We start from the raw sequence: 21,750 nt of genomic DNA, 5'->3' as shown, positions 1-21,750 counted from the left end.
CGTCACACAAGGACTACAGGAGACACATGGGAGCGCAACTTCGGGTCTACCGGTCGAAGATCCGTTCGGCCCAGACGACCAAGAAGATCACTCGGGCCATGGAGCTGATCTCGGCCTCGCGCATCCAGAAGGCGCAGAACCGCGTCGCCGCCGCGGCTCCGTACTCGAACGCCATCACGCGGGCCGTGTCGGCCGTCGCGACCTACTCGAACGTCGAGCACCCGCTCACGACCGAGCGCGAGAAGCTCGACACGGCCGCGATCGTGATCTTCACCTCCGACCGCGGACTCGCGGGGGCCTTCTCCTCGAGCGTGCTCAAGGAGGCGGAGGAGCTGGCCTCGCTGCTGCGCAGCGAGGGCAAGGAGGTCGTCTTCTACCTGGTCGGCCGCAAGGCCAACGCGTACTTCTCGTTCCGGAAGCGCCCGAGCGTGCGCGTCTGGACCGGAGGCACCGACCAGCCCGTGTTCGAGACGGCGAAGGAGATCGCGGACGCGGTCGTCGAGTCGTACAACCTCGATGACGAAGAGGGCGGCGTGGACGAGATCCACCTCGTGTACAACCGCTTCGTCAGCATGGTGACGCAGCAGCCGACGGTCGTCCGTCTGCTGCCGCTCGAGGTCGTCGAGGGCGCGGAGGACCAGAACAGCGAGCTCTACCCGCTGTACGAGTTCGAGCCCGACCCCGAGACGGTTCTCGACCGCCTCCTCCCGGTCTACGTCGAGAGCCGCATCTTCAACGCGATGCTGCAGTCGGCGGCGTCGGAGCATGCGGCGCGTCAGAAGGCGATGAAGTCGGCGAGCGACAACGCCGACACGCTGATCAAGACCTACACGCGACTGGCCAACAACGCGCGCCAGACCGAGATCACGCAGCAAATCGCCGAGATCGTCGGCGGCGCCGACGCCCTGTCGTCCGCCAAGTAGACGGCTCACCTCCCAGACACGAAGACTCCGCGCCCCTGGTGCGGTGAGACCAAGAAGGAAGAAGCAATGACACTGACCGCACCTGAGGCGGCGACCGGGACTTCGGGCGGGGCCATCGGCCGCATCGCCCGCGTCACCGGCCCCGTCGTTGACATCGAGTTCCCCCACGACGCGATCCCCGAGGTCTACAACGCGCTCTACACGCACGTCGAGGTCGAGGGCGTCTCGAGCAAGCTGACCTTCGAGGTCGCGCAGCACCTGGGCGACGACCTCGTCCGCGCCATCTCGCTCAACCCCACCGACGGACTCGTCCGCGGCCAGGAGGTCCACGACACCGGCCTGCCGATCTCGGTTCCCGTCGGCGACGTGACCAAGGGCAAGGTCTTCAACGTGATCGGCGAGGTCCTCAACGCTGACGCCGACGGCAAGATCAACGGCGAGTCGTTCGAGATCACCGAGCGCTGGCCGATCCACCGCAAGCCGCCGGCGTTCGACCAGCTCGAGTCGAAGACCGAGCTGTTCGAGACCGGCATCAAGGTCATCGACCTCCTCACTCCGTACGTGCAGGGCGGCAAGATCGGCCTGTTCGGTGGAGCGGGCGTCGGCAAGACCGTCCTCATCCAGGAGATGATCCAGCGCGTCGCGCAGGACCACGGTGGAGTGTCCGTGTTCGCCGGTGTCGGCGAGCGCACCCGTGAGGGCAACGACCTCATCGCCGAGATGGAGGAGGCGGGCGTCTTCGACAAGACCGCCCTCGTCTTCGGCCAGATGGACGAGCCGCCGGGAACCCGTCTCCGTGTCGCCCTGTCGGCGCTCACGATGGCGGAGTACTTCCGCGACGTGCAGAAGCAGGACGTGCTGCTCTTCATCGACAACATCTTCCGCTTCACGCAGGCCGGCTCGGAGGTGTCGACCCTCCTGGGCCGCATGCCCTCGGCGGTGGGCTACCAGCCGAACCTCGCCGACGAGATGGGTGTGCTCCAGGAGCGCATCACGTCGACCCGTGGTCACTCGATCACCTCGCTGCAGGCGATCTACGTCCCCGCGGACGACTACACCGACCCGGCGCCGGCGACCACCTTCGCGCACCTCGACGCCACCACCGAGCTCTCGCGTGAGATCGCGTCGAAGGGCCTGTACCCGGCCGTCGACCCGCTCACCTCGACCTCGCGGATCCTCGACCCCCGCTACCTGGGCGCCGACCACTACCGCGTGGCGACGAACGTGAAGCAGATCCTGCAGAAGAACAAGGAGCTGCAGGAGATCATCGCGATCCTCGGTGTCGACGAGCTCTCCGAAGAGGACAAGATCACGGTGTCGCGTGCGCGCCGCATCCAGCAGTTCCTCTCGCAGAACACCTACATGGCGAAGAAGTTCACCGGTGTCGAGGGATCGACCGTGCCGCTCAAGGACACGATCGAGTCGTTCGACGCGATCACCAAGGGCGAGTTCGACCACGTGGCCGAGCAGGCGTTCTTCAACGTCGGTTCGATCTCGGACGTCGAGGAGAAGTGGGTCCAGATCCAGAAGGAGAACGGCTGACCATGGCCGGGACCCTGAAGGTCAGCGTCGTCTCCGCCAACGCGGAGGTGTGGTCGGGAGAGGCGAAGCAGCTCACGGCCCGCACCGTCGAGGGTGAGATCGGTATTCTCGCCGGCCACGAGCCGCTGCTCGCGATCCTCGCCACCGGCGAGGTGCGCGTCACCGCGGCCGACGGCACGCGCATCACCGCGCAGGCCGACGACGGATTCCTGTCCGTCGAGAACGACGTCGTCACGGTCGTCGCCCGCGAGGCGGCGCTCGTCTGAGACACCCGTCGCACTCCGCGGCACCGGAGGGGCCGGGCGATCATCACGATCGCCCGGCCCCTCCGTCGTGCGCCGTCCGCGGCGCGAGAACCTGCGAGGAGATCCGTGCACGTGCTGCTGCCGCCGTCCGAGACGAAGCGCTCGGGCGGCTCCTCCGTCTTCGTACTCGAGGACCTGGCGTTCCCGGAACTCGCGGGGCGCCGACGAGAGCTGCGGGACGCGCTGGTGCGGCTCGCGCACGATCGCGAGGCGTCGGCGCGTGCTCTGAAGCTCGGGCCGCGGCAGCTCTCCGAGATCGATCGCAACGCGGTGCTGATGACGGCACCCGCGATGCCTGCGGTCGACCGCTTCGACGGGGTCCTCTACGACTCGCTGGACGCGGTGGGTCTGGGGGCGGCGGGGCGGGCTTTCCTCGGCCGAACCGTCCTCATCCAGTCCGCCCTCTGGGGGCCGGTACGGGCATCCGACCCGATTCCGGCGTACCGGCTCTCGCACGACTCACGAGTCCCGGGGATGCCGTTGAAGCGCTGGTGGGCGGCGGAAGCGGGTCGCGCTCTGGCGTCGCTGAGTGGTCTCGTGCTCGATCTGCGCAGCGAGGCCTATGCGGCGCTCGGACCGCTTTCGGGGGAGTCGCAGCGTTTCGTGCGCGTGCGGTCCCGGGGCGCCGACGGGTCGCTCCGCAATCTGAACCACTTCAACAAGCAGAGCAAGGGGCTCTTCGTCCGAGCACTGGCGGAGGACGACTTCGCGACCGACTCGATCGAGGAACTCGTGGAGTGGTCCGCGGGCCGGGGCTTCGAGCTCGGGGTCATCGCGCAGTCAGGGGAGCTCGACCTGGTCGTTCCCGAGGCGTGATGCTCAGTCGGCGGCTCGGAAGCATCCTGCGAGATGGTCGTCGACGATGCCGGCCGACTGCTGCAGGGCGTACATCGTGGTGGGGCCGACGAAGCGGAAGCCGGCCGAGCGGAGGGCGCGGGACAGGGCGAGTGACGAGGCCGTCCTGGTCGGCACCTGCTCGCGAGTCGTGGGCCTGCCTCCCGACCGGTCGTCGCGGAACGACCAGACCAGGCGGTCGAGCGCGCCGTCTCCCTCGCTGTCACGCAAGGCGAGCGTGGCCCTGGCGTTCTCGATCGTCGCCGTGATCTTCGGGCGATTGCGGATGATCCCCGGATCGGCCATGAGGCGCTCGACGTCGTCCTCACTGAACCCCGCCACCGACTCGAGGTCGAAGTCGTGGAAGACCTCTCGGAACCGCGGACGCTTCCGGAGGATCGTGATCCAGGAGAGGCCGGACTGGAAACCCTCCAGGCAGATCTTCTCGAGGAGCGGCCGGTCGCCGTGGAGAGGAACGCCCCATTCCTCGTCGTGGTACCGGCGGTACTCCGGATCCCGGCCGGCCCACGCGCAGCGGGCCGAGCCGTCCTCGTCGACGAGGATCCCCTCGTCGACCGTCATCGGTGCGCGATCCCCTCGTGGTCGAGGAGCCACTTCTTCGTCGCGATCCCCTCACCACCGCTGTACCCGGTGATCCGGCCGTCCCCTGCGAGGACACGGTGGCATCCGACGATGATCGGAACGGGGTTGCGGCCGACGGCGCCGCCGATCGGGCGCCCGGAGCGGAGCCGTCCCGTCGCCTGGCCCAGTGCGCCGTAGGACGTGATCTCGCCCCAGCGGAGGGACTGCAGCGCCGTCCAGATCTCGAGCTGGAAGGCGGTGCCGGCGAGGCTCACCGGCAGGTCGAAGGAGCGGCGCGCTCCGGCGAAGTACTCGTCGAGCTGGTCGACGGCCGCATCGAGCACCGGATCGGTGCTCTCCTCGAGGTGGTCGTGGGGGAGCACGTCGGCCCGCGCGATCGCGAGCGACACGATCGCGCGGCCGTCGCTGCCGATCTCGATCCGGCCGAGCGGGCTCGCCGTGCGGCGCAGGTGGAGGGGAGTCGTTCTCATGCCCCGAGGGTATCCGCCGGCCGCGTGACCGACCGGCGGGAAACGGACATCGGTGGAGCGATCGACGAGGCCGCGTCTGGGGAGGAGGCAGCCGTTCGGTCCTCCACAGCGGCGGGCCGGACGCGGCTCTCCTCCACTGCGGGAGGAGAGCCGCCGGAGGGTCGCACCGGAGCGCCACTGTGCTCCCATGACTCCTCTCGACACGTCCCCGCCCCTCCGCCACAGAGCGCTCCTGTCCCGCATCCCGCAGCTCGTCGGCTTCCAGCCGCGCGAGAGCGTCGTGCTCGTCCCGGTGCGTGACGGTGCGCCGACCGGTGCGCTCCGATTCGACTTGCCCGGAGGAGACCCGGTGCTCTCGGCCCGGGCCTTCCTCGGTGCGCTGGGTCGCTTCGGTCGCGCCGACTCCGTCGTCGCGGTGCTGTACGCGGACGATCCGGCGAGATCCGGCGCGGTCGCCTCGGCACTGCGGGCTCGCGCCCGTGAGACGTCGCTCACCTCGTTCGAGGCGATCGGTGCCGAGCCCGAGCCTGCACCGATCGTCGACCCGACCGGAGGACTCCGTTCAGCGCGGAAGGCGGTGGCGGAGCAGGTCGACCTGCTGCTCGATCGGCATCCGCGGGCTGAGCTGCCAGGAGGGGACCGTGCGAGGGTGGAACAGCTGCTCCGGCGAACGGCGGACGGTCGGGAGGTCCCGCCCGGACCGGAGCTCACCGCCGCACTGATCGTGAGCGCGCAGCGTCCGGGCTGGATCGAGCACGCCCTGACGATCCTCCTGGCACCACGGGCGCAGGCGCAACCGGATCACGTGGTCGAGGCGATCGCGCGCGTGGCGGATCTCGCTCCCCGGACCGAGCGGGCTCGCGTCCTCGTGCTTCTCGCAGCGCTGCACTGGTCGTCCGGCGACTCCGGCGCGGCACTCCGTGTCGCCCAGGAAGCGGGCCGCACGGACCCGCACGAGGAGGGAGCACGCCGTCTCCTCGCCGCACTCGAGTGCGGCGAGCGCCCGCCCTGGCGGTTCGCACACGAGCGCGCCGCCTGAGTTGCCGACGCACTCGTGCCCTCAGAGACGGGCCCAGGCCTCCGTCAGAACGCCTCGCAGGATCTGCTCGATCTCGTCGAACTCCTTCGGACCCGTCGTCAGCGGCGGAGCGAGCTGGACGACCGGATCGCCGCGATCATCCGCTCGGCAGTAGAGACCCGCGTCGAACAGCGCCTTCGACAGGAACCCCCTCAGCAGGCGCTCGGACTCGTCGTCGTCGAAGGTCTCCTTCGTCGTCTTGTCCTTCACCAGTTCGATGCCGAAGAAGTACCCGGCTCCGCGCACGTCTCCGACGATGGGGAGATCGAGCAGCTTCTCGAGGGTCGAGCGGAAGACCGGCGAGTTCTCGCGGACGCGTTCGTTCAGCTTCTCCTCCTCGAAGATGTCGAGGTTCTCGAGGGCGACGGCGGCCGAGACCGGGTGGCCGCCGAAGGTGTATCCGTGGGGGAAGGAGACCTGGCCGTGGCGGAAGGGCTCGTAGACGCGGTCGCTGATGATCGTCGCGCCGATGGGGGAGTACCCGCTCGTCATGCCCTTCGCGCAGGTGATCATGTCGGGGACGTAGCCGTACTCGTCGCAGGCGAACATGTGGCCGATGCGGCCGAAGGCGCAGATGACCTCGTCCGAGACGAGGAGGACGTCGTGGCGGTCGCAGATCTCGCGGACCCGCTGGAAGTAGCCGGGCGGGGGCGGGAAGCATCCTCCGGAGTTCTGGACCGGCTCCAGGAACACGGCGGCCACGGTGTCCGGCCCCTCGAACTCGATCATCTCCTCGATCCGATCGGCGGCCCAGACGCCGAAGGCCTCGAGGTCGTCGCCGTGCTGGGGAGCGCGGTAGAAGTTCGTGTTCGGCACCCGGAAGCCTCCCGGGACCAGCGGCTCGAACATCGACTTCATCGCCGGGATGCCGGTGATGGCGAGCGCTCCCTGCGGAGTCCCGTGGTAGGCGACGGACCGAGAGATGACCTTGTGCTTCCCCGGCTTCCCCTGGAGCTTCCAGAAGTGCTTGGCGAGCTTGAAGGCGGTCTCGACCGCCTCGCCCCCGCCGGTGGAGAAGAAGACCCTGTTGAGATCGCCCGGAGCGTGGTCGGCGAGACGGTCGGCGAGCTCGATCGCGCTCGGTGTGGCGTACGACCAGAGCGGGAAGAAGGACAGCTCCGACGCCTGCTTGGCCGCGGCCTCGGCGAGACGACGGCGTCCGTGGCCGGCGTTCACGACGAACAGGCCGGAGAGGCCGTCGATGTACTTCCGGCCCGTGCTGTCCCAGATGTGGTGACCCTCGCCGCGCGTGATGATCGGCACCCCGGCTCCGGAGTCCATGACGGACTGCCGGGTGAAGTGCATCCAGAGATGGTCCTTCGCCTTCTTCTGGAGGTCGGCGTCGTCGATCGGGGCGGGTACGTCTTCTGCTCGGAACGTCTCTCCGGCGTCGACCGCGTCGGTCGAGAAGGCTGTGTCAGTCATGGCTTACCGCGTTCCCCAGTTGTAGAACTGCTTGTGGAGTTTGAGATAGACGAAGGTCTCGGTCGAGAGGACGCCCGGCAGCGAGCGGATCTCCTGGTTGAGCAGTGCGATGAGGTCGTCGTCGTTCTCGCAGACGACCTCGGCGAGGATGTCGAACGTGCCCGCCGTCAGGACCACGTAGTCCACGGCGGGGATGGCGGCGAGGCGATCCGCGACCTCGCGGGTGTCGCCCGTGACGCGCACCCCGATCATCGCCTGACGGTAGAAGCCCAGCTGCATCGGGTCGGTCACGGCGACGATCTGCATGACGCCGGACTCCGTGAGCTTCTGGACGCGCTGCCGCACGGCCGCCTCGCTCAGGCCGACCGCCTTGCCGATCTCGGCGTAGGAGCGCCGCCCGTCGGCCTGCAGCTGTTCGATGATCGCCTTCGACACGTCGTCGAGCTGGACCGGGCGCTGCGCAGGAGGGCGGTTGGGACTCATGCGACGATCCTGGCAGTGCGGAAGGCTCGCAGCAAGTGATTCCGCACGCAGCAGGGGTGTGGAATCACGGATTCCCCCGTCGATCCAGCGTGCTCGCGCCGCCCGTGACAGTCGACGCCGCACGTCGGAACGGAGCGGAGCGCGTGCGAACGGGGTGGAGCACGGGCAGCAAGTAGCATCGGAGGGTTCCCCGCGCCCGGACGGCTGCGGGGGAGCTCAGACGAGGAGTCGCGATGACGCAGATCGGCCGCAGCCGCGCCAGCGTCACCGTGCCCGTCTCGGCCTGGAGCTCGGACACCCCGGCGGCCGAGGTGACCCTGGGGTGGGCGGCCCGCACGGACACCGGTCGGGTCCGCAGCGCGAACCAGGACAGCTACCTCGCGAAGACACCGCTCTTCGCCGTGGCCGACGGGATGGGCGGGCACGCGGCCGGGGAGATCGCCAGTGAGGCCGTCGTCTCGCGGCTGTCGGTCGCCGCGACGGGGACGACCGTGGGAGCCGAGGAGATCGATCGTGCTCTCCGCGACGCGGTCAGCGACATCGCGCGCCACTCCGAAGCGGCCGACCGTGGAACCGGCACCACGGTCACCGGAGCCGCGCTCACCGCCGTCGGGGGAGAGCCGTACTGGTCGATCTTCAACATCGGCGATTCCCGGGTCTACCTGTGGGTGCAGGGATCGCTCGTGCAGCTGACGGTGGACCACTCCGTGGTGCAGGAGCTGGTGGACGCGGGGCTGATCTCCCGGGACGAAGCGGACGTGCACCCCCACAGCAACGTCATCACCCGGGCGGTCGGCTTCCACGAGGCGCCTGTCCCCGACTACCGGCTCGTCCCGGTGATCGCTCCGTCCCGCCTCCTGCTGTGCTCGGACGGGTTGACCAAGGAGCTGACGGACGCGGGGCTCGAGCACCTGCTGTCCTCGACCACGAGTGCCCAGGACGCCGTCGACGCGCTCGTGGATGCGGCTCTGGAGAACGGCGGGCGCGACAACGTGACGGCGATCGTCGTCGACGTGCTCGACGTGGTGGGCGACCCCGGCTGATCGCGGCCACCCGGCCGGTGCCGCGCCGTCGCCGGATAGCATGGACGGAGGAAAGGGCGTTCTCGGTGATCTGCAGCACGTGTGGCTCCACCCTCGCCCCGGGGGCGATCCTCTGCGGTGAGTGCGGTTCCCCGGTGGCGACGCACGCGACCCGCGGGACGTCCGGTCCGACCGCGTCCGGGGACACGACGGTCCTCGATCCGTCACGGCGCGCATGGCTGCCGGGCCTGGCGCCCGGGCGGCACCGACGGCCGGCCCCGGGAGCACCTCTCGCACCGCCGGCGCAGGGGCTCGTCCGGCTGAGCTTCGCCACCGGGCACCACGCCATCGTCACCGGCACGGGTCTCGTCGGCCGGCAGCCGCTGCCGGATCCGGGTGAGACCGTCCGTCACATCCTCGCGATCCCCGATGAGACGAGGTCGCTGTCGAAGACCCACCTCGAGTTCGGCTTCGACGAGGTCGGGCTCTGGGTGAGGGACCGCTGGTCGGCGAACGGCACGGTCCTCGTCGCTCCCGCCCAGGCACCGCTGCCGTTGGAGGCGGGGCGCCGCTACCGCGCCAAGATCGGCAGCCGACTGCTGCTCTCCTCCGTCGAGATGGCGGTCGAGCGGGTGGACGGCTCCTCCACAGGCTCCGGGCGACCGCCGATCCTCCGCTGACGCTCCGCGGGCGTGCGTCCTCCGTTCTGATGGGGGGATGAACCACCTCCCCGGGCTCTCCGCGCCCCGACCGCCTGCTCCCGCGCCGCGTCCGCCGTTCCCGTGGATCGCTGCTCTCGCCCCGGTCCTGTCGGCGGCGGTCCTGTTCGCGGTGACGCGGTCGCCGACGGTGCTGGCGTTCGCCGCGCTGGGGCCGGTCGTCGTCATCGCCTCCTCCCTCGACGCGAAGCGCGTGCGACGCAGAACCGAGCGCGCCGAGGACGAGCGTTACGCGCGGGAGTCCGCCGCCTACGAGGAGGCGCTCGCGGAGCGGGAGAGGAACCGGCTCGCCGAGCTGCGGGCGGAGGCACCGGACGCGCGGGAGATCCTCCGAGGAGGGCTTCCCGCCGACACCAAGTGGCGGCGACGCGCGGAGGGATTCGCCGTGGTGCTGGGGAGGGGCGTGCTCTCGTCCGGGACCGGAGCGCCGATGGCGGAGGTGCCGCTGCGCACGCCGGCGACCGTGGGGATCGGAGTGGCGGGTCCTCCGGTGCTGACCCGCGCCTTCGCGCGGGGGCTCCTGATCCAGGCACTGGAGCTCGTCCCACCGGAGGAGCTCGCCGTCGTCCTCCCTCCGGGTCCGGAGTGGGACTGCCTGCGCAGCGCACCCCACGCGCGTGGCGATGCTTCGGGCGAGGTGTGGCGCGTGGTCGAGGTCGACGACGGCGCCGTGGGAAGCGAGAGCGAGCGGCTCGTCGTCCTGGCGAGCCGTTCCTCGGACCTGCCGCCTGCGTGCCGGTGCGTCGTCGAGCTCGGCGGGCCGGGCGGTGATCGGGTCATCGGAAGAGAGGCCGTCGGTCGGACGGAGGACCTGTCGGTCGGCTACGTCTCGATGCAGGAGGCGCGCCGCTACTCCGACGCTCTCGCCGGCGCGAGCTCCGCCGTGAGCGCACGCACTGTTCCGGACACCGTGAGCCTGGTCGAACTAGGGGCACTCCGCCGCGTCGGCGGCGGACCCGGTCTGCCCGTCGTCCTCGGCATCGGCGCGGACGGTCCGGTCGAGGTCGATCTCGTCGCCGACGGACCCCACGCGATCGTCGGAGGGACGACCGGCAGCGGGAAGAGCGAGCTGCTCGTGGCCTGGGTGCTGGCGCTCGCCGCCCGGTACGACCCGGCGGCCGTGACGTTCCTGCTGGCCGACTTCAAGGGCGGCGCGGGATTCGCTCCGCTCGCGGGCGTGCCGCACGTCACCGGAGTCATCACCGACCTCGATCCGCACGGTGCCGACCGCGCCTTCGCGAGCGTCGCGGCGGAGCTGCGGAGGCGGGAGGTGGTCCTGGCGCGTCACGGTGTGCCGGACATCGCACGTCTGCCGCGGGGTGCGCTGGCCCGCCTGGTCGTGGTGGTCGACGAGTGCGCGGTCGTCCTCGAGCGGTCACCGGACCTGCACCGCGCCTTCGCGGACATCGCGGCGCGGGGCCGATCGCTCGGTGTCCACCTCGTGCTGTGCACGCAGCGTCCTATCGGGGTCGTGCGCGACGCCGTGGCGGCGAACTGCGGGCTCCGGATCGCGCTGCGCGTGCACGACGCCGCCGACTCGCGGGCGCTGCTCGGCACGGATGCGGCCGCGAGGATCCCGCACGCCTCTCCGGGGCGCTGCGTCGTGTCCGCCGGTGGACGACGGACGCTCGTGCAGACCGCGCTCGCGGGGCCGGGAGACGTCCCACTCGCTATCGCGGCCGGCGACGCCGACGTGCCGGTCCACCGGCCGTGGCTCGATCCTCTTCCCTCGCATCTCGGCGTCCCGCCCGACGACCGCGCCGGTCTGCTGCTGGGTGTCGTCGACCGGCCGACCGAGCAGACCCAGGAGGCGGTCGTCCTGACTCGCCCCTCCCTTCTCGTGCTCGGCGCGGCCGGAACGGGCCGCACGAGCACTCTGCGGATGCTCGCCGAGCAGCTCGGCGCTCCTCCGGTGCTCGGTGCCGAGGACGCCGAGGAGATCTGGGACGAGGTGGTGTCCGATCGAGGGGGAGAGGCGCCCCTGCTGCTCGACGACCTGGACCTGCTGCTGCGTCGATGCTCGGACGAGGAGCGGCGCCGTCTGCTCGATTCGCTGCAGACCGCCGTGCGGGCGGGGCGGCGGCGGATCGTCGTCTCCGCGAGACGGACCACCGACGGGATCGCCGCGCTCCGCGACGGAGTCGACGACGTGCTGCTGCTGAGGGCTGCGAGCAGACAGGACCATCAGCTGCTCGCCGTCGACGGTGAGCCGTTCCGCTCCGAGCTCCCTCCGGGCGGGGGATGGTGGCACGGGGACCGGCTGCAGGTCTTCGAGTGCAGCCGGCCGACTCTCGCGCGTGAGCGGCGCCTCCCTCCTCCGCTACCGGTCGGTGCCGCCCGGGTGGCGATCCTCACGAACTCGGCGAGAGCGCTCCGCACGATGCTGGACGGTACGGCTCCCGTGCTCTCCGTCGAGGAGGCGCTCGCCGCGGACGGCGGGGAGCGCTCCTCGGTCATCCTCGGGACGGTCGCCGAGTGGGCGACCGCCCGAGGACTGCTCGCCGGGATCCGCAGGGACGGGGCCGTCGTGCTGGACGTGCCGCCGCTCGAGGCGCGGATCGTCCTCGGCCCGCTGCCGGTCGCTCCGCTCTGCACGCCCGGCAGCCTCGTGCTCGAGGAGGGCGGACGGTTACGGCGGTCGCGGTGGCCCGACAGCTCGAGGAACGAGGCGGCGACTTCGGGAATCCGTGGTCTGAAGGGCGTATGAGCGCGGAATTCGTGACGATCATGTTTCCGAATGCCCGATTCCGTCCGTCGCGCGTCGACAGGCCGATCGGTGCTGTGCCAGTATTTCCCCACGTTCACGCCGGTGAGCACGCGCACCGACGAAGTCAGGAGCCGCAGCCATGACCCGTCCCCTCCCGAGGGATCCCGTCCTCCGCGAGGCGATCGCCGTCGCCCGCTCCCGGGAGCGCGAGCGGCGCGCGATGCTGTCACGGCGTGCCGTCCTCGGCGGACTGGGGCTCGGAGCGGGCGCGCTCGCTCTCGCCGCCTGCGCGCCGGTCAGCCGACCGGCTCCCACCGCGGCCGCCGACGGATCGGCCGCCGACCCGAGACTGGTCTGGGACAACTGGCCCGCCTACCTCGACGAGGACGACGACGGCGCCTACCCGACGCTGCTGGCCTTCGAGGAGCAGTCCGGGATCTCGGTCACCTACAACGTGGCGGTCGATGACAACAACTCCTACTACGGCAAGGTCAAGGACCAGCTGGCCCTCGGCCAGTACATCGGTGCCGACACGGTGTGCCTGACCGAGTGGATGGTCTCGCGGCTCGTCCGGCGCGGCTTCGTCCAGGAGCTCGACCACGCCAACATCCCGAACATCGCCAATCTGAGCGCCTCGCTCGCCAACCCCGACTTCGATCCGGGCCGTCGGCTCTCGCTGCCGTGGCAGGCGGGGTTCGCGGGGATCTGCTGGAACAAGGAGAAGCTGCCGGACGGACTGCGCAGCGTCGACGACCTGTGGGATCCGGAGCTGCGCGGACGCGTCGGCGTGCTTAGCGAGATGCGGGACACGATCGGTCTCATCATGCAGGCCCAGGGCACGGACATCGCCGGGACCTGGGGCGACGACGAGTTCATGAACGCGATCGACGTCTTCCGCAAGCAGGTCGACGACGGCCAGATCCGCAACATCAAGGGCAACGCCTACCTCAACGACCTGCAGAACGAGGACACCCTGGCGGCGATCTGCTGGTCGGGCGACATCACGCTCATCAACGCGGAGGCGGGCGACAAGTGGGAGTTCGCTCTCCCCGACTCCGGCGGCACGCTCTGGAACGACACGTTCGTCGTGCCGATGGGCTCGAAGCGGAAGGCCAACGCGGAAGCCCTCATGAACTACTACTACGAGCCGGAGGTCGCCGCCGAGGTGGCCGCCTGGGTCAACTACATCACCCCCGTCGACGGAGCGAAGGACGCCATGGAGAGCATCGACCCGGAGCTGGCCGAGAACCAGCTGATCTTCCCCGACGAGCAGACGCTGTCGCAGGCGCACGTGTTCCGGACGCTCACGGCGTCGGAGGAGAAGGACTACCAGGCGGAGTTCCAGAAAGTGCTGCTGGGCATCTGATGGCGACGGGAACCTTCGCCGAGAGCGGCGCCGACCTCCAGCTGGTCGGGATCAGCAAGCAGTACCCCGGATTCACCGCCATCGACTCGCTCGATCTCACCATCCCCGCCGGCTCGTTCTTCGCGCTGCTCGGCCCCTCGGGCTGCGGGAAGACCACGACGCTTCGACTCGTCGCAGGGCTCGAGGAGCCCTCCGCCGGCCGGATCCTCATCGGCGGGGAGGACGTCACGGCGACGAAGACCTACCAGCGCCCGGTCAACACCGTGTTCCAGTCGTACGCGCTGTTCCCGCACATGTCGATCCTCGAGAACGTCGCCTTCGGCCTCAAGCGCCGCAGGATCGACGACCCGGTCGGCAAGGCGCATGAGGCGCTGCGCCTGGTCGAGCTCGACCATCTCGCCCAGCGCCGCCCCGCCTCCCTCTCGGGCGGGCAGCAGCAGCGGGTCGCCCTCGCCCGCGCCGTCGTCAACCGTCCGGCACTCCTCCTGCTCGACGAACCGCTCGGAGCCCTCGATCTCAAGCTCCGCCGGCAGATGCAGCTCGAGCTCAAGTCGATCCAGGAGGAGGTCGGCCTGACCTTCCTCCACGTCACGCACGACCAGGAGGAGGCCATGACCATGGCCGACACCGTCGCGGTGATGAACAAGGGCCGCATCGAGCAGATGGGCGCTCCGGAGGAGCTCTACGAGCTGCCGCGCACGGCGTTCGTCGCGAACTTCCTCGGCCAGTCCAACCTGTTCACCGGCGAGGTCGTGGGCTCGACCGACCGCGCTCTCACGGTCGAGGCGGGCGGTCACCGCATCACCGTCCCGGCGGCCCGGTCCGCGCGCACGAGCGGCGAGGTCACGATCGGCATCCGTCCTGAGAAGCTGCTGCTGCTCACCGAGGCGCCGGGGGACCTCCCCGACCGGAACGTGCTCGGGCCCGGTGTCGTCGTCGACGTGTCCTTCAGCGGGGTCAGCACCCAGTACACCCTCCAGATCCCCGGCCTCGGTCCCGTCGTCGTGTTCGCGCAGAACATGGTGTTCGGCCCGGTCGTAGGGGAGGGAGCGCAGGTCTGGGTGAGCTGGAGCACCGAGCACGGCTTCGGCCTCGCCGACGAGCCCGGCTCCGTGCCGCGCTTCGACGCCGACGACTCGACCCGCGCGATCGCGCTGCAGAAGCGCGGCCTGCTCGCCGGGCGAGCGGGAGCGTAGGGATGGCCTTCGCCGCGTTCGCGTCCGGACCCGCGAATCCGCTGGACGCGCCGGTCCGCAAGCGCTCGACCCTCGCGCTGGTCCTGCTGCTGCCGGGCATCGCGTACATGCTGCTGTTCTTCCTCGCGCCCCTGATCTCGCTGGTGCTCACGTCGTTCCAGGCCGAGATCCCGGACGGCGACATCGGCGAGTACGCCCCCGGGTTCGCGTGGCAGAACTACCTCGTGGTGATGGCCGACTACTGGCCCCACGCGCTGCGGTCCTTCGGGTACGCCCTGATCGCGACGGTCCTCGCCCTCGTCATCAGCTACCCGCTCGCGTACTTCATCGGCGTCAAGGCGCGGCCGTGGCCGCTGCTGCAGAACCTGCTGCTGACCCTCGTCATCGCCCCGTTCTTCATCAGCTTCCTGCTGCGGACCCTTGCGTGGAAGCAGATCCTGGCGGACGAGAGCCCGCTCGTGCAGGGGCTCAAGGCCGTCGCGATCCTCCCGGCCGACGGCCACCTGACCGGGACGCCGATCGCGGTGATCTTCGGCATCACCTACAACTTCATCCCGTTCATGACGCTGCCGCTCTACACCTCGATCGAGCGGCTCGACGTTCGGTTCCTCGAGGCGGGCTCCGACCTCTACGCCCATCCCGCCTCCGTGTTCTGGAAGGTCACCGTGCCGCTCTCGATGCCGGGCATCGTCTCGGGCACCCTGCTGACCTTCATCCCGGCGGCCGGCGACTACATCAACGCCAGCCGCGACTTCCTCGGATCCTCGCAGACGTCCATGGTGGGCAACGCGATCGAGGCCAACTTCCTCACGCTCGAGAACTACCCCGCTGCGGCGGCGCTCTCGATCGTGCTGATGGCCGTGATCCTCGTCATCGTCGGCTTCTACGTGAAGCGCAGTGGAACGGAGGACCTGCTGTGACCGCTACCGCCGATCGGCCCGTCGCCAGCGCGCAGGAAGCCCTCGGGGCCCCGGCGCCGGCGCCCGTGCGAGGCCCGCGCCGATTCACGGGACTGGGCCTGGGCGTCTACACCGCCCTCGCGCTGATCTTCCTGCTCATCCCCATCGGCTACACCTTCGTGTTCTCGTTCAACGACTCCGTGAAGAGCAACATCGCCTGGCGCGGGTTCACCTTCGACAAGTGGATCTCGGCGTGGACGAGCGAGGAGGTGATGACCGCCTTCGGCAACAGCCTGCTCGTGGGGGCGGTCGCGACCGTGCTCGCGACGGCGCTGGGCACGATGATCGCCATCGCGCTCGTGCGCTTCCGGTTCCGGTACCGGTCCGCGATCAGCCTGCTCCTGTTCCTGCCGATGGCGACCCCGGAGGTCGTCCTCGGTGCGGGACTCGCCGCCCAGTTCCTCACCGTGGGAGCGGAGAAGGGCCTCGTCACGATCATCCTGGCGCACACGATGTTCTGCATCAGCTTCGTGGTGGTGACGGTGAAGGCCCGCGTCGCGAGCCTCGACCCCAAGCTCGAGGAGGCGGGCCGCGATCTCTACGCCTCGCCCGGGCAGGTGTTCTGGCGGATCACGTTCCCGCTGCTGCTCCCCGGGATCCTCGCCGCAGCGCTGCTGTCCTTCGCGCTCAGCTTCGAAGACTTCATCATCACGAACTTCAACTCCGGCTCGGTCACGACGTTCCCGAAGTACATCTACATCGCCGCGGCCCGCGGGATCCCGGCGGAGGCGAACGTCATCGCCTCCGCGGTGTTCCTGCTGGCCATCGTGATCGTCGTCGTCATCCAGGTGTCGTCGGCGGCGCGCGCCAAGCGGCTCGCGAAGGAGCAGTGAGAAGCGGGGAGGACGGGCGGCTCAGACGTAGGAGGCGCGGATCGCGCCGACCGGACGTCCGCCGCCCGTGACGACCGGGTTCAGGCGGACGAGTACCTCGTTCGCCGCGGCACGCTCGACCGTGCCCGCCTCGACGAGGAGCTTCAGCGCGACGACCGTCGCCGCGCGCAGGCTGCCGTCCAGGATCTTCAGCGCCACGGTCGTGCCGTCCGGCGAGGCCATGATCAGCACGCCCTCGGCGCCCAGCTTGGCGACGAGTCCGAGCCGCTCGATCACCACGGTGTTGTCGCGCCCCGGTCCGTCGAGCGCCCAGGCGTTCTCGAGGATCGCGTTCGTCAGCACCCCCGCCTGCCGGTAGAGGCCGAACGGCGACGACGGAGAGGAGGAGACGATCCGCGAGATCCCCTTCGCGAGTGCGGTCAGCGGCAGCGCGTGCACGGGTGCGCCGCAGCCGTCGATCGCCGTCCCCGCGATCCGCTCGCCGGTCAGCCGCTCGATCGTGTCGACGATGTGCTGCTGCAGCGGGTGGGTGCGCTCGAGGTAGTCGTCCGTGCTCCAGCCGTTCTGAACGCACGCGAGCAGCATCGCCGCATGCTTGCCCGAGCAGTTCATGTAGAGCGGGTCCTTCGCCGCACCGGCCCGGAGGAGCTGCGCCCGGCTCGCGGAGTCGCTCGGCCAGTCGGCGGGGCACTGCAGCGCCGTGTGGTCGAGCCCCGCGCGGAAGAGCAGGTTCTGCACCAGGGCGACGTGCTGCGACAGGCCGGCGTGACTCGCCGTCGCGATCACGGCCTCCGCGGCGTTCAGCTCGACCCCGGCGGTCATGACGGCGAGGGCCTGGAAGGGCTTGAGGCAGGAGCGGGGGAGGATCGGCGCCGCCGGGTTCCCGAGGGTCCGGGCGACCCGGCCGTCGCTGTCGAGGAGGACGGCCGAGCCCGCGTGGCGGGATTCGACGAATCCCGAGCGCTCGACGACAGCGAGCTCGACGGACTCCGCGACGGTGAAGGTTCCTGCAGACATCCCCCCATCTTGCCCGACGGCCCGGCACCCCTCGTGCGGGGTCCGGGCCGTCGAGTGCGGAGGAGTCCCGTCAGAGAGTGGCGAAGGCGTCGCGGAGGACCGACACCGCGTCGTCGAGCAGCTCGTCGGTGAGGGCGAGGCTGGGCAGGAAGCGGACTACGTTGCCGTAGGTGCCCGCGCTGAGCACGAGGACGCCGTGCGAGGCTGCGTACTCGGTGATCGCGGTCACGGCCGCCGCGTTCGGGATCTTCGTGGTCGTGGCGGTGCCGGGCAGGACGAGCTCGATCGCCATCATCGCGCCGATCCCGCGCACGTCGCCGATGATGTCGTACTGCTCCTGCAGCTCTCGCAGAGCGGCACCGAGACGGGCGCCGATCCGGTCGGCCTCGGCGAGCAGCCCCTCGCGCTCGATGCGCTCGAAGACGGCGACGGAGGCCGCGGCGGCGACGGGGTTGCCGCCGAAGGTGCCGCCGAGCCCGCCCGCCTGCGCGGAGTCCATGATCTCGGCGCGACCCGTCACTCCGGCCAGCGGCAGCCCGCCCGCGATGCCCTTGGCCGAGAGCACGAGGTCGGGGACGAGGCCGAAGTGCTCGCTCGCGAACCAGGCTCCGGTGCGGGCCATGCCCGACTGGATCTCGTCGGCGACGAAGACGATGCCGTTCGCGGTGCACCACTCCTGCAGTGCCGGGAGGTAGCCCTCGGCGGGCACCATGAATCCACCCTCGCCCTGCACCGGCTCGACGACGAGGCAGGCCAGAGCGGAGGCGCCGACCGTCTTCTCGAGGTAGGAGATCGTGCGCTCGGCCGCCTCGGCGCCGGAGAGCCCGTCGTGGTAGGGGTAGGAGCTCGGCGCGCGGTGGATGTCGCTCGCGAAGGGGCCGAAGCCGAGGCCGTAGGGCAGGGCCTTGAAGTTCATGGCCATCGTCAGGTTCGTGCGGCCGTGGTACGCGTGGTCGAGGACCGCCACCCCGGGGCGACCGGTGTGCTTGCGCGCGATCTTGACCGCGTTCTCCACTGCCTCCGCGCCCGAGTTGACCAGGACGGTCTTCTTGGCGAAGTCGCCGGGGGTGTGCTCGCCGAGCAGCTCGGCGACCCGGATGTAGGGCTCGTACGGCGTGACGGTGAAGAGGGTGTGCGTGAGGCGGCCGAGCTGCTCGGTCGCGGCGGCGACGACCGCGTCGTCCGTGTGGCCGATGGTGGTCACTCCGATGCCCGCTCCGAGATCGATGAAGCGGTTGCCGTCGACGTCGACCAGGATCGCGCCGTGCGCGCGGTCGATGTAGACGGGCAGGGCGGTGCCGACTCCCGTGGGCACCACGGCCAGGCGTCGCTCGTGCAGGGCCCTCGAGCGCGGTCCGGGGATCTCGGTCGCGACGAGCCTCTCCTGGGGGACTGCCGACGTGGGAACCTGGGGGGCGAGCGTGTCTGTCATGGTCCTGCGATCCTACCCGCGGCACTGCCGGGGGCAGGGGTCCAGACCGACGAGACCGGCCCGATCCAGCCAGGGGAAGAAGGAATCCGATGCAGATCGATCACCACTACGCGGTTTCCGTCGTCTGGGACGGCAACCGCGGCACCGGCACCAGCGGGTACCGCGACTACGGGCGGCAGAACTCGGTGCGGGCGGAGGGACGCGAGGCGATCGCGGGGTCGGCCGACAAGCCCTTCCGCGGGGACGCCGACCGGTGGAACCCCGAGCAGATGCTGATCGCCGCCCTGGCGCAGTGCCACCTCCTCTCCTATCTCCACGTGGCCGTGAAGAACGGAGTGGTCGTCACCGACTACTCGGACGACGCGGTCGGCCGGATGGTGCAGGAGGGCGACGGAGGGCGGTTCGCCTCGGCGACCCTGCGCCCCCGGGTGACGGTCGCGGACGCATCGATGATCGAGCTGGCGCAGTCGCTGCACGGTGAGGCCGCACGACTGTGCTTCATCGCGAACTCCGTCGCCTTCCCGGTAGCGCACGAACCCGAGACGGTCGCCGCCGGCTGACCGTTCCCGCGGGGCTCAGCGGCGCTCGTGCGGCAGCGCGCGCCGGATGCGCTCGGCCGTGGTCGTCGGCGGCGACTCGTTGTAGACGCCGGCCGCTTCCTGCCCCGAGAGGGCGTGGATCGCGGTCATGACCTCGTCCGTGGCGTGCCGGCGGGCGCGACCGGAGTCGGCGGAGCCGTGCCGCGAGAGGTCGAGCGCGTCGCCGAAGCGCACCGTGATGCGGTGCAGGCGCGGGATCACCGATCCGACGGGCTGCAGCTCCTGAGTGCCGATCAGCCCGACCGGGACCACGGGGGCGCCGGTCGTCAGCGCGAGCCACGCCACTCCCGTGCGGCCCCGGTAGAGCCGGCCGTCGCGCGAGCGGGTGCCCTCGGGGTAGACGGCGAACGCCTCGTCGCGCTCGAGGATCGCGCGACCGAGGTCGAGCGCCTCCTGCGCCGCCTGCCCGGCCCCGCGCTCGACCGGGACGGCGCCGACCGCCGTGAAGAAGGACCGGGAGAGGGCGCCGCGGGGTCCGGTGCCGGTGAAGTAGTCGGCCTTCGCGAGGAACTGCACCGGGCGCGGCGCGAGGAGCGTCAGCACGGGGGAGTCGATGAACGACAGATGGTTGGCTGCGAGGATCACGCGGCCCGTCAGCGGAACGTTGTCGCGCCCCTCGACGATCGGGCGGTAGACCACGCGGCCGACCCCGCCGATCGCGAAGCGGGCGAACCTCGCCGAGAGGCCGATGCCGGGTGGGGTCGGCGCGTCGTGGTCGTCGTCGGTCCGCATCCGTCCGACAGTACCGGCGGTCGCATGCCCCGCCGGTCATGCGCGCGACCGGCGGGAGGGGAGGCTCAGCCGAGCTGCGCGAGCGCCTCCTCGATGACCGACATCGCGTCGTCGATGAGCTCCTCGCTGATGACGACGCTCGGCATGATGCGCAGGACACTGTCCCAGCTGCCCGCGTCGAGCGGGATGACGCCGTTCGCGGTCGCGTGCTTCAGGACCGCGGTGAGCGCCTCCGGATTCTGCTTCTTGGTGCCGGGGTGGACGAGCTCGACGCCGAACATGGCGCCCTTGCCGCGCACCTCGCCGACGACCGGGAAGCGCTCGGCCCAGTCGCCGATGCGCGCCCACAGCGCGCGCTCCACGCGCTGCGCCTCCTCGAGCAGGCCCTCGGTCTCGATGGCCTCGAAGGTCGCGAGGGCCGCCGCCGTCGAGACGGGGTTGCCGCCGAAGGTGCCGCCGATGCCGCCGGGCTGCACGGCGTCCATGATCTCGGCGCGACCCGTGACGGCCGCGAGCGGGAAGCCGCCCGCGATGCCCTTGGCGGTCGTGATCAGGTCCGGGACGACTCCGTGGTGCTCGATGGAGTACCACGCGCCGGTGCGGGCGATGCCGGCCTGGATCTCGTCGGCGACGAAGACGATGCCGTTCTCGGTGCAGAACTCGGAGAGGCGCTGGAAGTAGCCGGGCGCCGGGATGATGATGCCGCCGTCGCCCTGGATGGGCTCGACGAACAGCGCTGCGAGCTCCTGCGCGCCGATGTGCGTGCGGATGTAGTCGATCGAGCGCTCGGCCGCCTCCTCGCCCGTCATGCCCTCGGGGTCGCGGAACGGGTAGCTGATCGGGAGGCTGTAGATCTCGCCGGGGAAGGGGCCCATGCCGGCGCGCTCGGGCCAGGGGCGGTAGGTCATCGCCATGGTGAGGTTCGTGCGGCCGTGGAAGGCGTGGTCGAGCGAGGCGATCGCACGGCGGCCGGTGTACTTGCGGGCGATCTTCACGGCGTTCTCGACGGCCTCGGCGCCGGAGTTCACGAGGATCGAGCGCTTCTCGAAGTCGCCGGGGGTGATCTCGGCGAGCTTCTCGGCGACCCGGACGTAGTTCTCGTAGGGGGTCACCGTGAAGAGCGTGTGGGTGAGCTTCTCGGCCTGGGCGGCGGCCGCGGCGGCCACCGCGGGGTGCGCGTGACCGATCGTCGTGACTCCGATGCCGCAGCCGAGGTCGATGAGGCGGTTGCCGTCGACGTCGACCAGGACGGCGCCCGAGGCGTGGTCCATGTAGATGTTCGCCAGGGTGCCCGCACCGCGCGAGACGCTCGCGACGCGACGCTCCTGCAGGGCGATCGAGCGCGGGCCGGGGAGCTCGGTGACGAGCGCGCGGGACTGGGGGACCGAGAATTCACGCATGCCCCAATCGTAGGCGGCGCTCCCGCGGGAGCGCTCCGACGCTCCGCGCCCAGGTCGTCCAGAGGCGCGTGACGGACCATGGACCCATCCCCGAACGTCGTCCGG

General features: G+C 70.5%; 21 protein-coding genes. 13 read left to right on the top strand and 8 right to left on the bottom strand.

Annotated elements, in window-relative coordinates:
- The first annotated feature begins 26 nt into the window (after positions 1–26).
- The 4 genes from LRG51_RS04415 to LRG51_RS04400 all read left to right on the top strand — a co-directional run bounded on the left by LRG51_RS04415 (position 27) and on the right by LRG51_RS04400 (position 3,586).
- Positions 27–923, top strand: coding sequence for a F0F1 ATP synthase subunit gamma (locus tag LRG51_RS04415; RefSeq protein ID WP_055794694.1), 897 nt, complete (start codon positions 27–29; stop codon positions 921–923).
- A 66-nt stretch (positions 924–989) separates the two neighbouring features.
- A complete protein-coding gene (gene atpD, locus LRG51_RS04410; RefSeq protein WP_055794692.1) occupies positions 990–2,465 on the top strand; it encodes a F0F1 ATP synthase subunit beta in 1,476 nt (491 codons plus the stop codon).
- Between the two features lie 2 nt (positions 2,466–2,467).
- A complete protein-coding gene (locus tag LRG51_RS04405) occupies positions 2,468–2,731 on the top strand; it encodes a F0F1 ATP synthase subunit epsilon (RefSeq protein ID WP_055794690.1) in 264 nt (87 codons plus the stop codon).
- A gap of 105 nt (positions 2,732–2,836) precedes the next feature.
- On the top strand, positions 2,837–3,586 hold the full coding sequence (locus LRG51_RS04400; protein ID WP_230671369.1) for a YaaA family protein: 750 nt from the start codon (positions 2,837–2,839) through the stop codon (positions 3,584–3,586).
- A 3-nt stretch (positions 3,587–3,589) separates the two neighbouring features.
- Here the strand turns inward: LRG51_RS04400 and LRG51_RS04395 are convergent, their stop codons facing one another.
- The gene (locus tag LRG51_RS04395) at positions 3,590–4,186 is read right to left on the bottom strand and encodes a DNA-3-methyladenine glycosylase I (RefSeq protein WP_230671367.1); all 597 of its coding nucleotides are present in this window, start codon (positions 4,184–4,186) and stop codon (positions 3,590–3,592) included.
- The gene (locus LRG51_RS04390; RefSeq protein WP_230671365.1) at positions 4,183–4,677 is read right to left on the bottom strand and encodes a methylated-DNA--[protein]-cysteine S-methyltransferase; all 495 of its coding nucleotides are present in this window, start codon (positions 4,675–4,677) and stop codon (positions 4,183–4,185) included. The genes LRG51_RS04395 and LRG51_RS04390 overlap by 4 nt, the downstream gene beginning before the upstream one ends.
- Positions 4,678–4,864: 187 nt before the next feature.
- On the opposite strand from LRG51_RS04390, the gene LRG51_RS04385 reads away from it, so the two are divergent.
- On the top strand, positions 4,865–5,716 hold the full coding sequence (locus LRG51_RS04385) for a DUF4192 family protein (protein ID WP_230671363.1): 852 nt from the start codon (positions 4,865–4,867) through the stop codon (positions 5,714–5,716).
- Between the two features lie 21 nt (positions 5,717–5,737).
- Here LRG51_RS04385 and LRG51_RS04380 read toward each other — a convergent pair whose 3' ends face one another.
- Positions 5,738–7,180 (bottom strand): aspartate aminotransferase family protein, encoded by a 1,443-nt coding sequence (locus LRG51_RS04380; protein ID WP_268966560.1) that lies wholly within the window; start codon positions 7,178–7,180, stop codon positions 5,738–5,740.
- 3 nt (positions 7,181–7,183) lie between these two features.
- Positions 7,184–7,663: an Lrp/AsnC family transcriptional regulator gene (locus LRG51_RS04375; protein ID WP_055794678.1), complete on the bottom strand. Its 480-nt coding sequence runs from the start codon at positions 7,661–7,663 to the stop codon at positions 7,184–7,186.
- Between the two features lie 233 nt (positions 7,664–7,896).
- On the opposite strand from LRG51_RS04375, the gene LRG51_RS04370 reads away from it, so the two are divergent.
- The 7 genes from LRG51_RS04370 to LRG51_RS04340 all read left to right on the top strand — a co-directional run bounded on the left by LRG51_RS04370 (position 7,897) and on the right by LRG51_RS04340 (position 16,465).
- Entirely contained in the window at positions 7,897–8,706 is an 810-nt protein-coding gene (locus LRG51_RS04370) for a PP2C family protein-serine/threonine phosphatase (protein WP_055794676.1), read from the top strand.
- A 134-nt stretch (positions 8,707–8,840) separates the two neighbouring features.
- Entirely contained in the window at positions 8,841–9,365 is a 525-nt protein-coding gene (locus tag LRG51_RS04365; RefSeq protein ID WP_055794675.1) for a hypothetical protein, read from the top strand.
- Between the two features lie 37 nt (positions 9,366–9,402).
- Positions 9,403–12,111: an FtsK/SpoIIIE domain-containing protein gene (locus LRG51_RS04360; protein ID WP_230671361.1), complete on the top strand. Its 2,709-nt coding sequence runs from the start codon at positions 9,403–9,405 to the stop codon at positions 12,109–12,111.
- 139 nt (positions 12,112–12,250) lie between these two features.
- Positions 12,251–13,477, top strand: coding sequence for an ABC transporter substrate-binding protein (locus LRG51_RS04355; protein WP_055794671.1), 1,227 nt, complete (start codon positions 12,251–12,253; stop codon positions 13,475–13,477).
- On the top strand, positions 13,477–14,673 hold the full coding sequence (locus LRG51_RS04350; protein WP_230671359.1) for an ABC transporter ATP-binding protein: 1,197 nt from the start codon (positions 13,477–13,479) through the stop codon (positions 14,671–14,673). Before LRG51_RS04355 ends, LRG51_RS04350 begins: the two co-directional genes overlap by 1 nt.
- Before the next feature lie 2 nt (positions 14,674–14,675).
- Positions 14,676–15,593 carry an ABC transporter permease gene (locus tag LRG51_RS04345; RefSeq protein WP_230671357.1) on the top strand — a complete coding sequence of 306 codons (918 nt, stop codon included), beginning with the start codon at positions 14,676–14,678 and terminating at the stop codon, positions 15,591–15,593.
- Between the two features lie 92 nt (positions 15,594–15,685).
- Complete coding sequence (locus LRG51_RS04340; RefSeq protein ID WP_230673081.1) at positions 15,686–16,465, top strand: ABC transporter permease; 780 nt, start codon at positions 15,686–15,688, stop codon at positions 16,463–16,465.
- 21 nt (positions 16,466–16,486) lie between these two features.
- On the opposite strand, the gene LRG51_RS04335 is transcribed toward LRG51_RS04340, so the two are convergent.
- Both LRG51_RS04335 and gabT (LRG51_RS04330) read right to left on the bottom strand, forming a co-directional pair.
- On the bottom strand, positions 16,487–17,482 hold the full coding sequence (locus LRG51_RS04335) for an asparaginase (protein ID WP_055794664.1): 996 nt from the start codon (positions 17,480–17,482) through the stop codon (positions 16,487–16,489).
- Between the two features lie 70 nt (positions 17,483–17,552).
- Positions 17,553–18,914, bottom strand: coding sequence for a 4-aminobutyrate--2-oxoglutarate transaminase (gene gabT, locus LRG51_RS04330; protein ID WP_230671355.1), 1,362 nt, complete (start codon positions 18,912–18,914; stop codon positions 17,553–17,555).
- Positions 18,915–19,003: 89 nt separating this feature from the next.
- On the opposite strand from gabT (LRG51_RS04330), the gene LRG51_RS04325 reads away from it, so the two are divergent.
- Positions 19,004–19,474, top strand: coding sequence for an OsmC family protein (locus LRG51_RS04325; RefSeq protein WP_230671353.1), 471 nt, complete (start codon positions 19,004–19,006; stop codon positions 19,472–19,474).
- A gap of 15 nt (positions 19,475–19,489) precedes the next feature.
- Here LRG51_RS04325 and LRG51_RS04320 read toward each other — a convergent pair whose 3' ends face one another.
- Together LRG51_RS04320 and gabT (LRG51_RS04315) are read right to left on the bottom strand one after the other, a co-directional pair.
- Positions 19,490–20,245, bottom strand: a complete 756-nt coding sequence (locus tag LRG51_RS04320; RefSeq protein ID WP_230671351.1) for a lysophospholipid acyltransferase family protein — start codon at positions 20,243–20,245, stop codon at positions 19,490–19,492.
- 65 nt (positions 20,246–20,310) lie between these two features.
- Positions 20,311–21,645, bottom strand: coding sequence for a 4-aminobutyrate--2-oxoglutarate transaminase (gene gabT / locus LRG51_RS04315; RefSeq protein WP_230671349.1), 1,335 nt, complete (start codon positions 21,643–21,645; stop codon positions 20,311–20,313).
- Positions 21,646–21,750 lie beyond the last annotated feature (105 nt).

Source organism: Rathayibacter sp. Leaf248 (genome assembly GCF_920939495.1).
GTDB lineage: Bacteria > Actinomycetota > Actinomycetes > Actinomycetales > Microbacteriaceae > Rathayibacter > Rathayibacter caricis.
Note: the sequence above shows the minus strand (reverse complement) of the source record. Positions and strands in the feature narration are given on the sequence as shown.

What these genes read in the sequence shown, in the direction of transcription:
- LRG51_RS04415 (WP_055794694.1), top strand. Translation starts at nt 27, where the DNA reads ATGGGAGCGCAACTTCGGGTCTACCGGTCGAAGATCCGTTCGGCCCAG.
- atpD (WP_055794692.1), top strand. Translation starts at nt 990, where the DNA reads ATGACACTGACCGCACCTGAGGCGGCGACCGGGACTTCGGGCGGGGCC.
- LRG51_RS04405 (WP_055794690.1), top strand. Translation starts at nt 2,468, where the DNA reads ATGGCCGGGACCCTGAAGGTCAGCGTCGTCTCCGCCAACGCGGAGGTG.
- LRG51_RS04395 (WP_230671367.1), bottom strand. Translation starts at nt 4,186, where the DNA reads ATGACGGTCGACGAGGGGATCCTCGTCGACGAGGACGGCTCGGCCCGC.
- LRG51_RS04390 (WP_230671365.1), bottom strand. Translation starts at nt 4,677, where the DNA reads ATGAGAACGACTCCCCTCCACCTGCGCCGCACGGCGAGCCCGCTCGGC.
- LRG51_RS04385 (WP_230671363.1), top strand. Translation starts at nt 4,865, where the DNA reads ATGACTCCTCTCGACACGTCCCCGCCCCTCCGCCACAGAGCGCTCCTG.
- LRG51_RS04380 (WP_268966560.1), bottom strand. Translation starts at nt 7,180, where the DNA reads ATGACTGACACAGCCTTCTCGACCGACGCGGTCGACGCCGGAGAGACG.
- LRG51_RS04375 (WP_055794678.1), bottom strand. Translation starts at nt 7,663, where the DNA reads ATGAGTCCCAACCGCCCTCCTGCGCAGCGCCCGGTCCAGCTCGACGAC.
- LRG51_RS04370 (WP_055794676.1), top strand. Translation starts at nt 7,897, where the DNA reads ATGACGCAGATCGGCCGCAGCCGCGCCAGCGTCACCGTGCCCGTCTCG.
- LRG51_RS04360 (WP_230671361.1), top strand. Translation starts at nt 9,403, where the DNA reads ATGAACCACCTCCCCGGGCTCTCCGCGCCCCGACCGCCTGCTCCCGCG.
- LRG51_RS04355 (WP_055794671.1), top strand. Translation starts at nt 12,251, where the DNA reads ATGACCCGTCCCCTCCCGAGGGATCCCGTCCTCCGCGAGGCGATCGCC.
- LRG51_RS04350 (WP_230671359.1), top strand. Translation starts at nt 13,477, where the DNA reads ATGGCGACGGGAACCTTCGCCGAGAGCGGCGCCGACCTCCAGCTGGTC.
- LRG51_RS04345 (WP_230671357.1), top strand. Translation starts at nt 14,676, where the DNA reads ATGGCCTTCGCCGCGTTCGCGTCCGGACCCGCGAATCCGCTGGACGCG.
- LRG51_RS04335 (WP_055794664.1), bottom strand. Translation starts at nt 17,482, where the DNA reads ATGTCTGCAGGAACCTTCACCGTCGCGGAGTCCGTCGAGCTCGCTGTC.
- gabT (WP_230671355.1), bottom strand. Translation starts at nt 18,914, where the DNA reads ATGACAGACACGCTCGCCCCCCAGGTTCCCACGTCGGCAGTCCCCCAG.
- LRG51_RS04325 (WP_230671353.1), top strand. Translation starts at nt 19,004, where the DNA reads ATGCAGATCGATCACCACTACGCGGTTTCCGTCGTCTGGGACGGCAAC.
- LRG51_RS04320 (WP_230671351.1), bottom strand. Translation starts at nt 20,245, where the DNA reads ATGCGGACCGACGACGACCACGACGCGCCGACCCCACCCGGCATCGGC.
- gabT (WP_230671349.1), bottom strand. Translation starts at nt 21,645, where the DNA reads ATGCGTGAATTCTCGGTCCCCCAGTCCCGCGCGCTCGTCACCGAGCTC.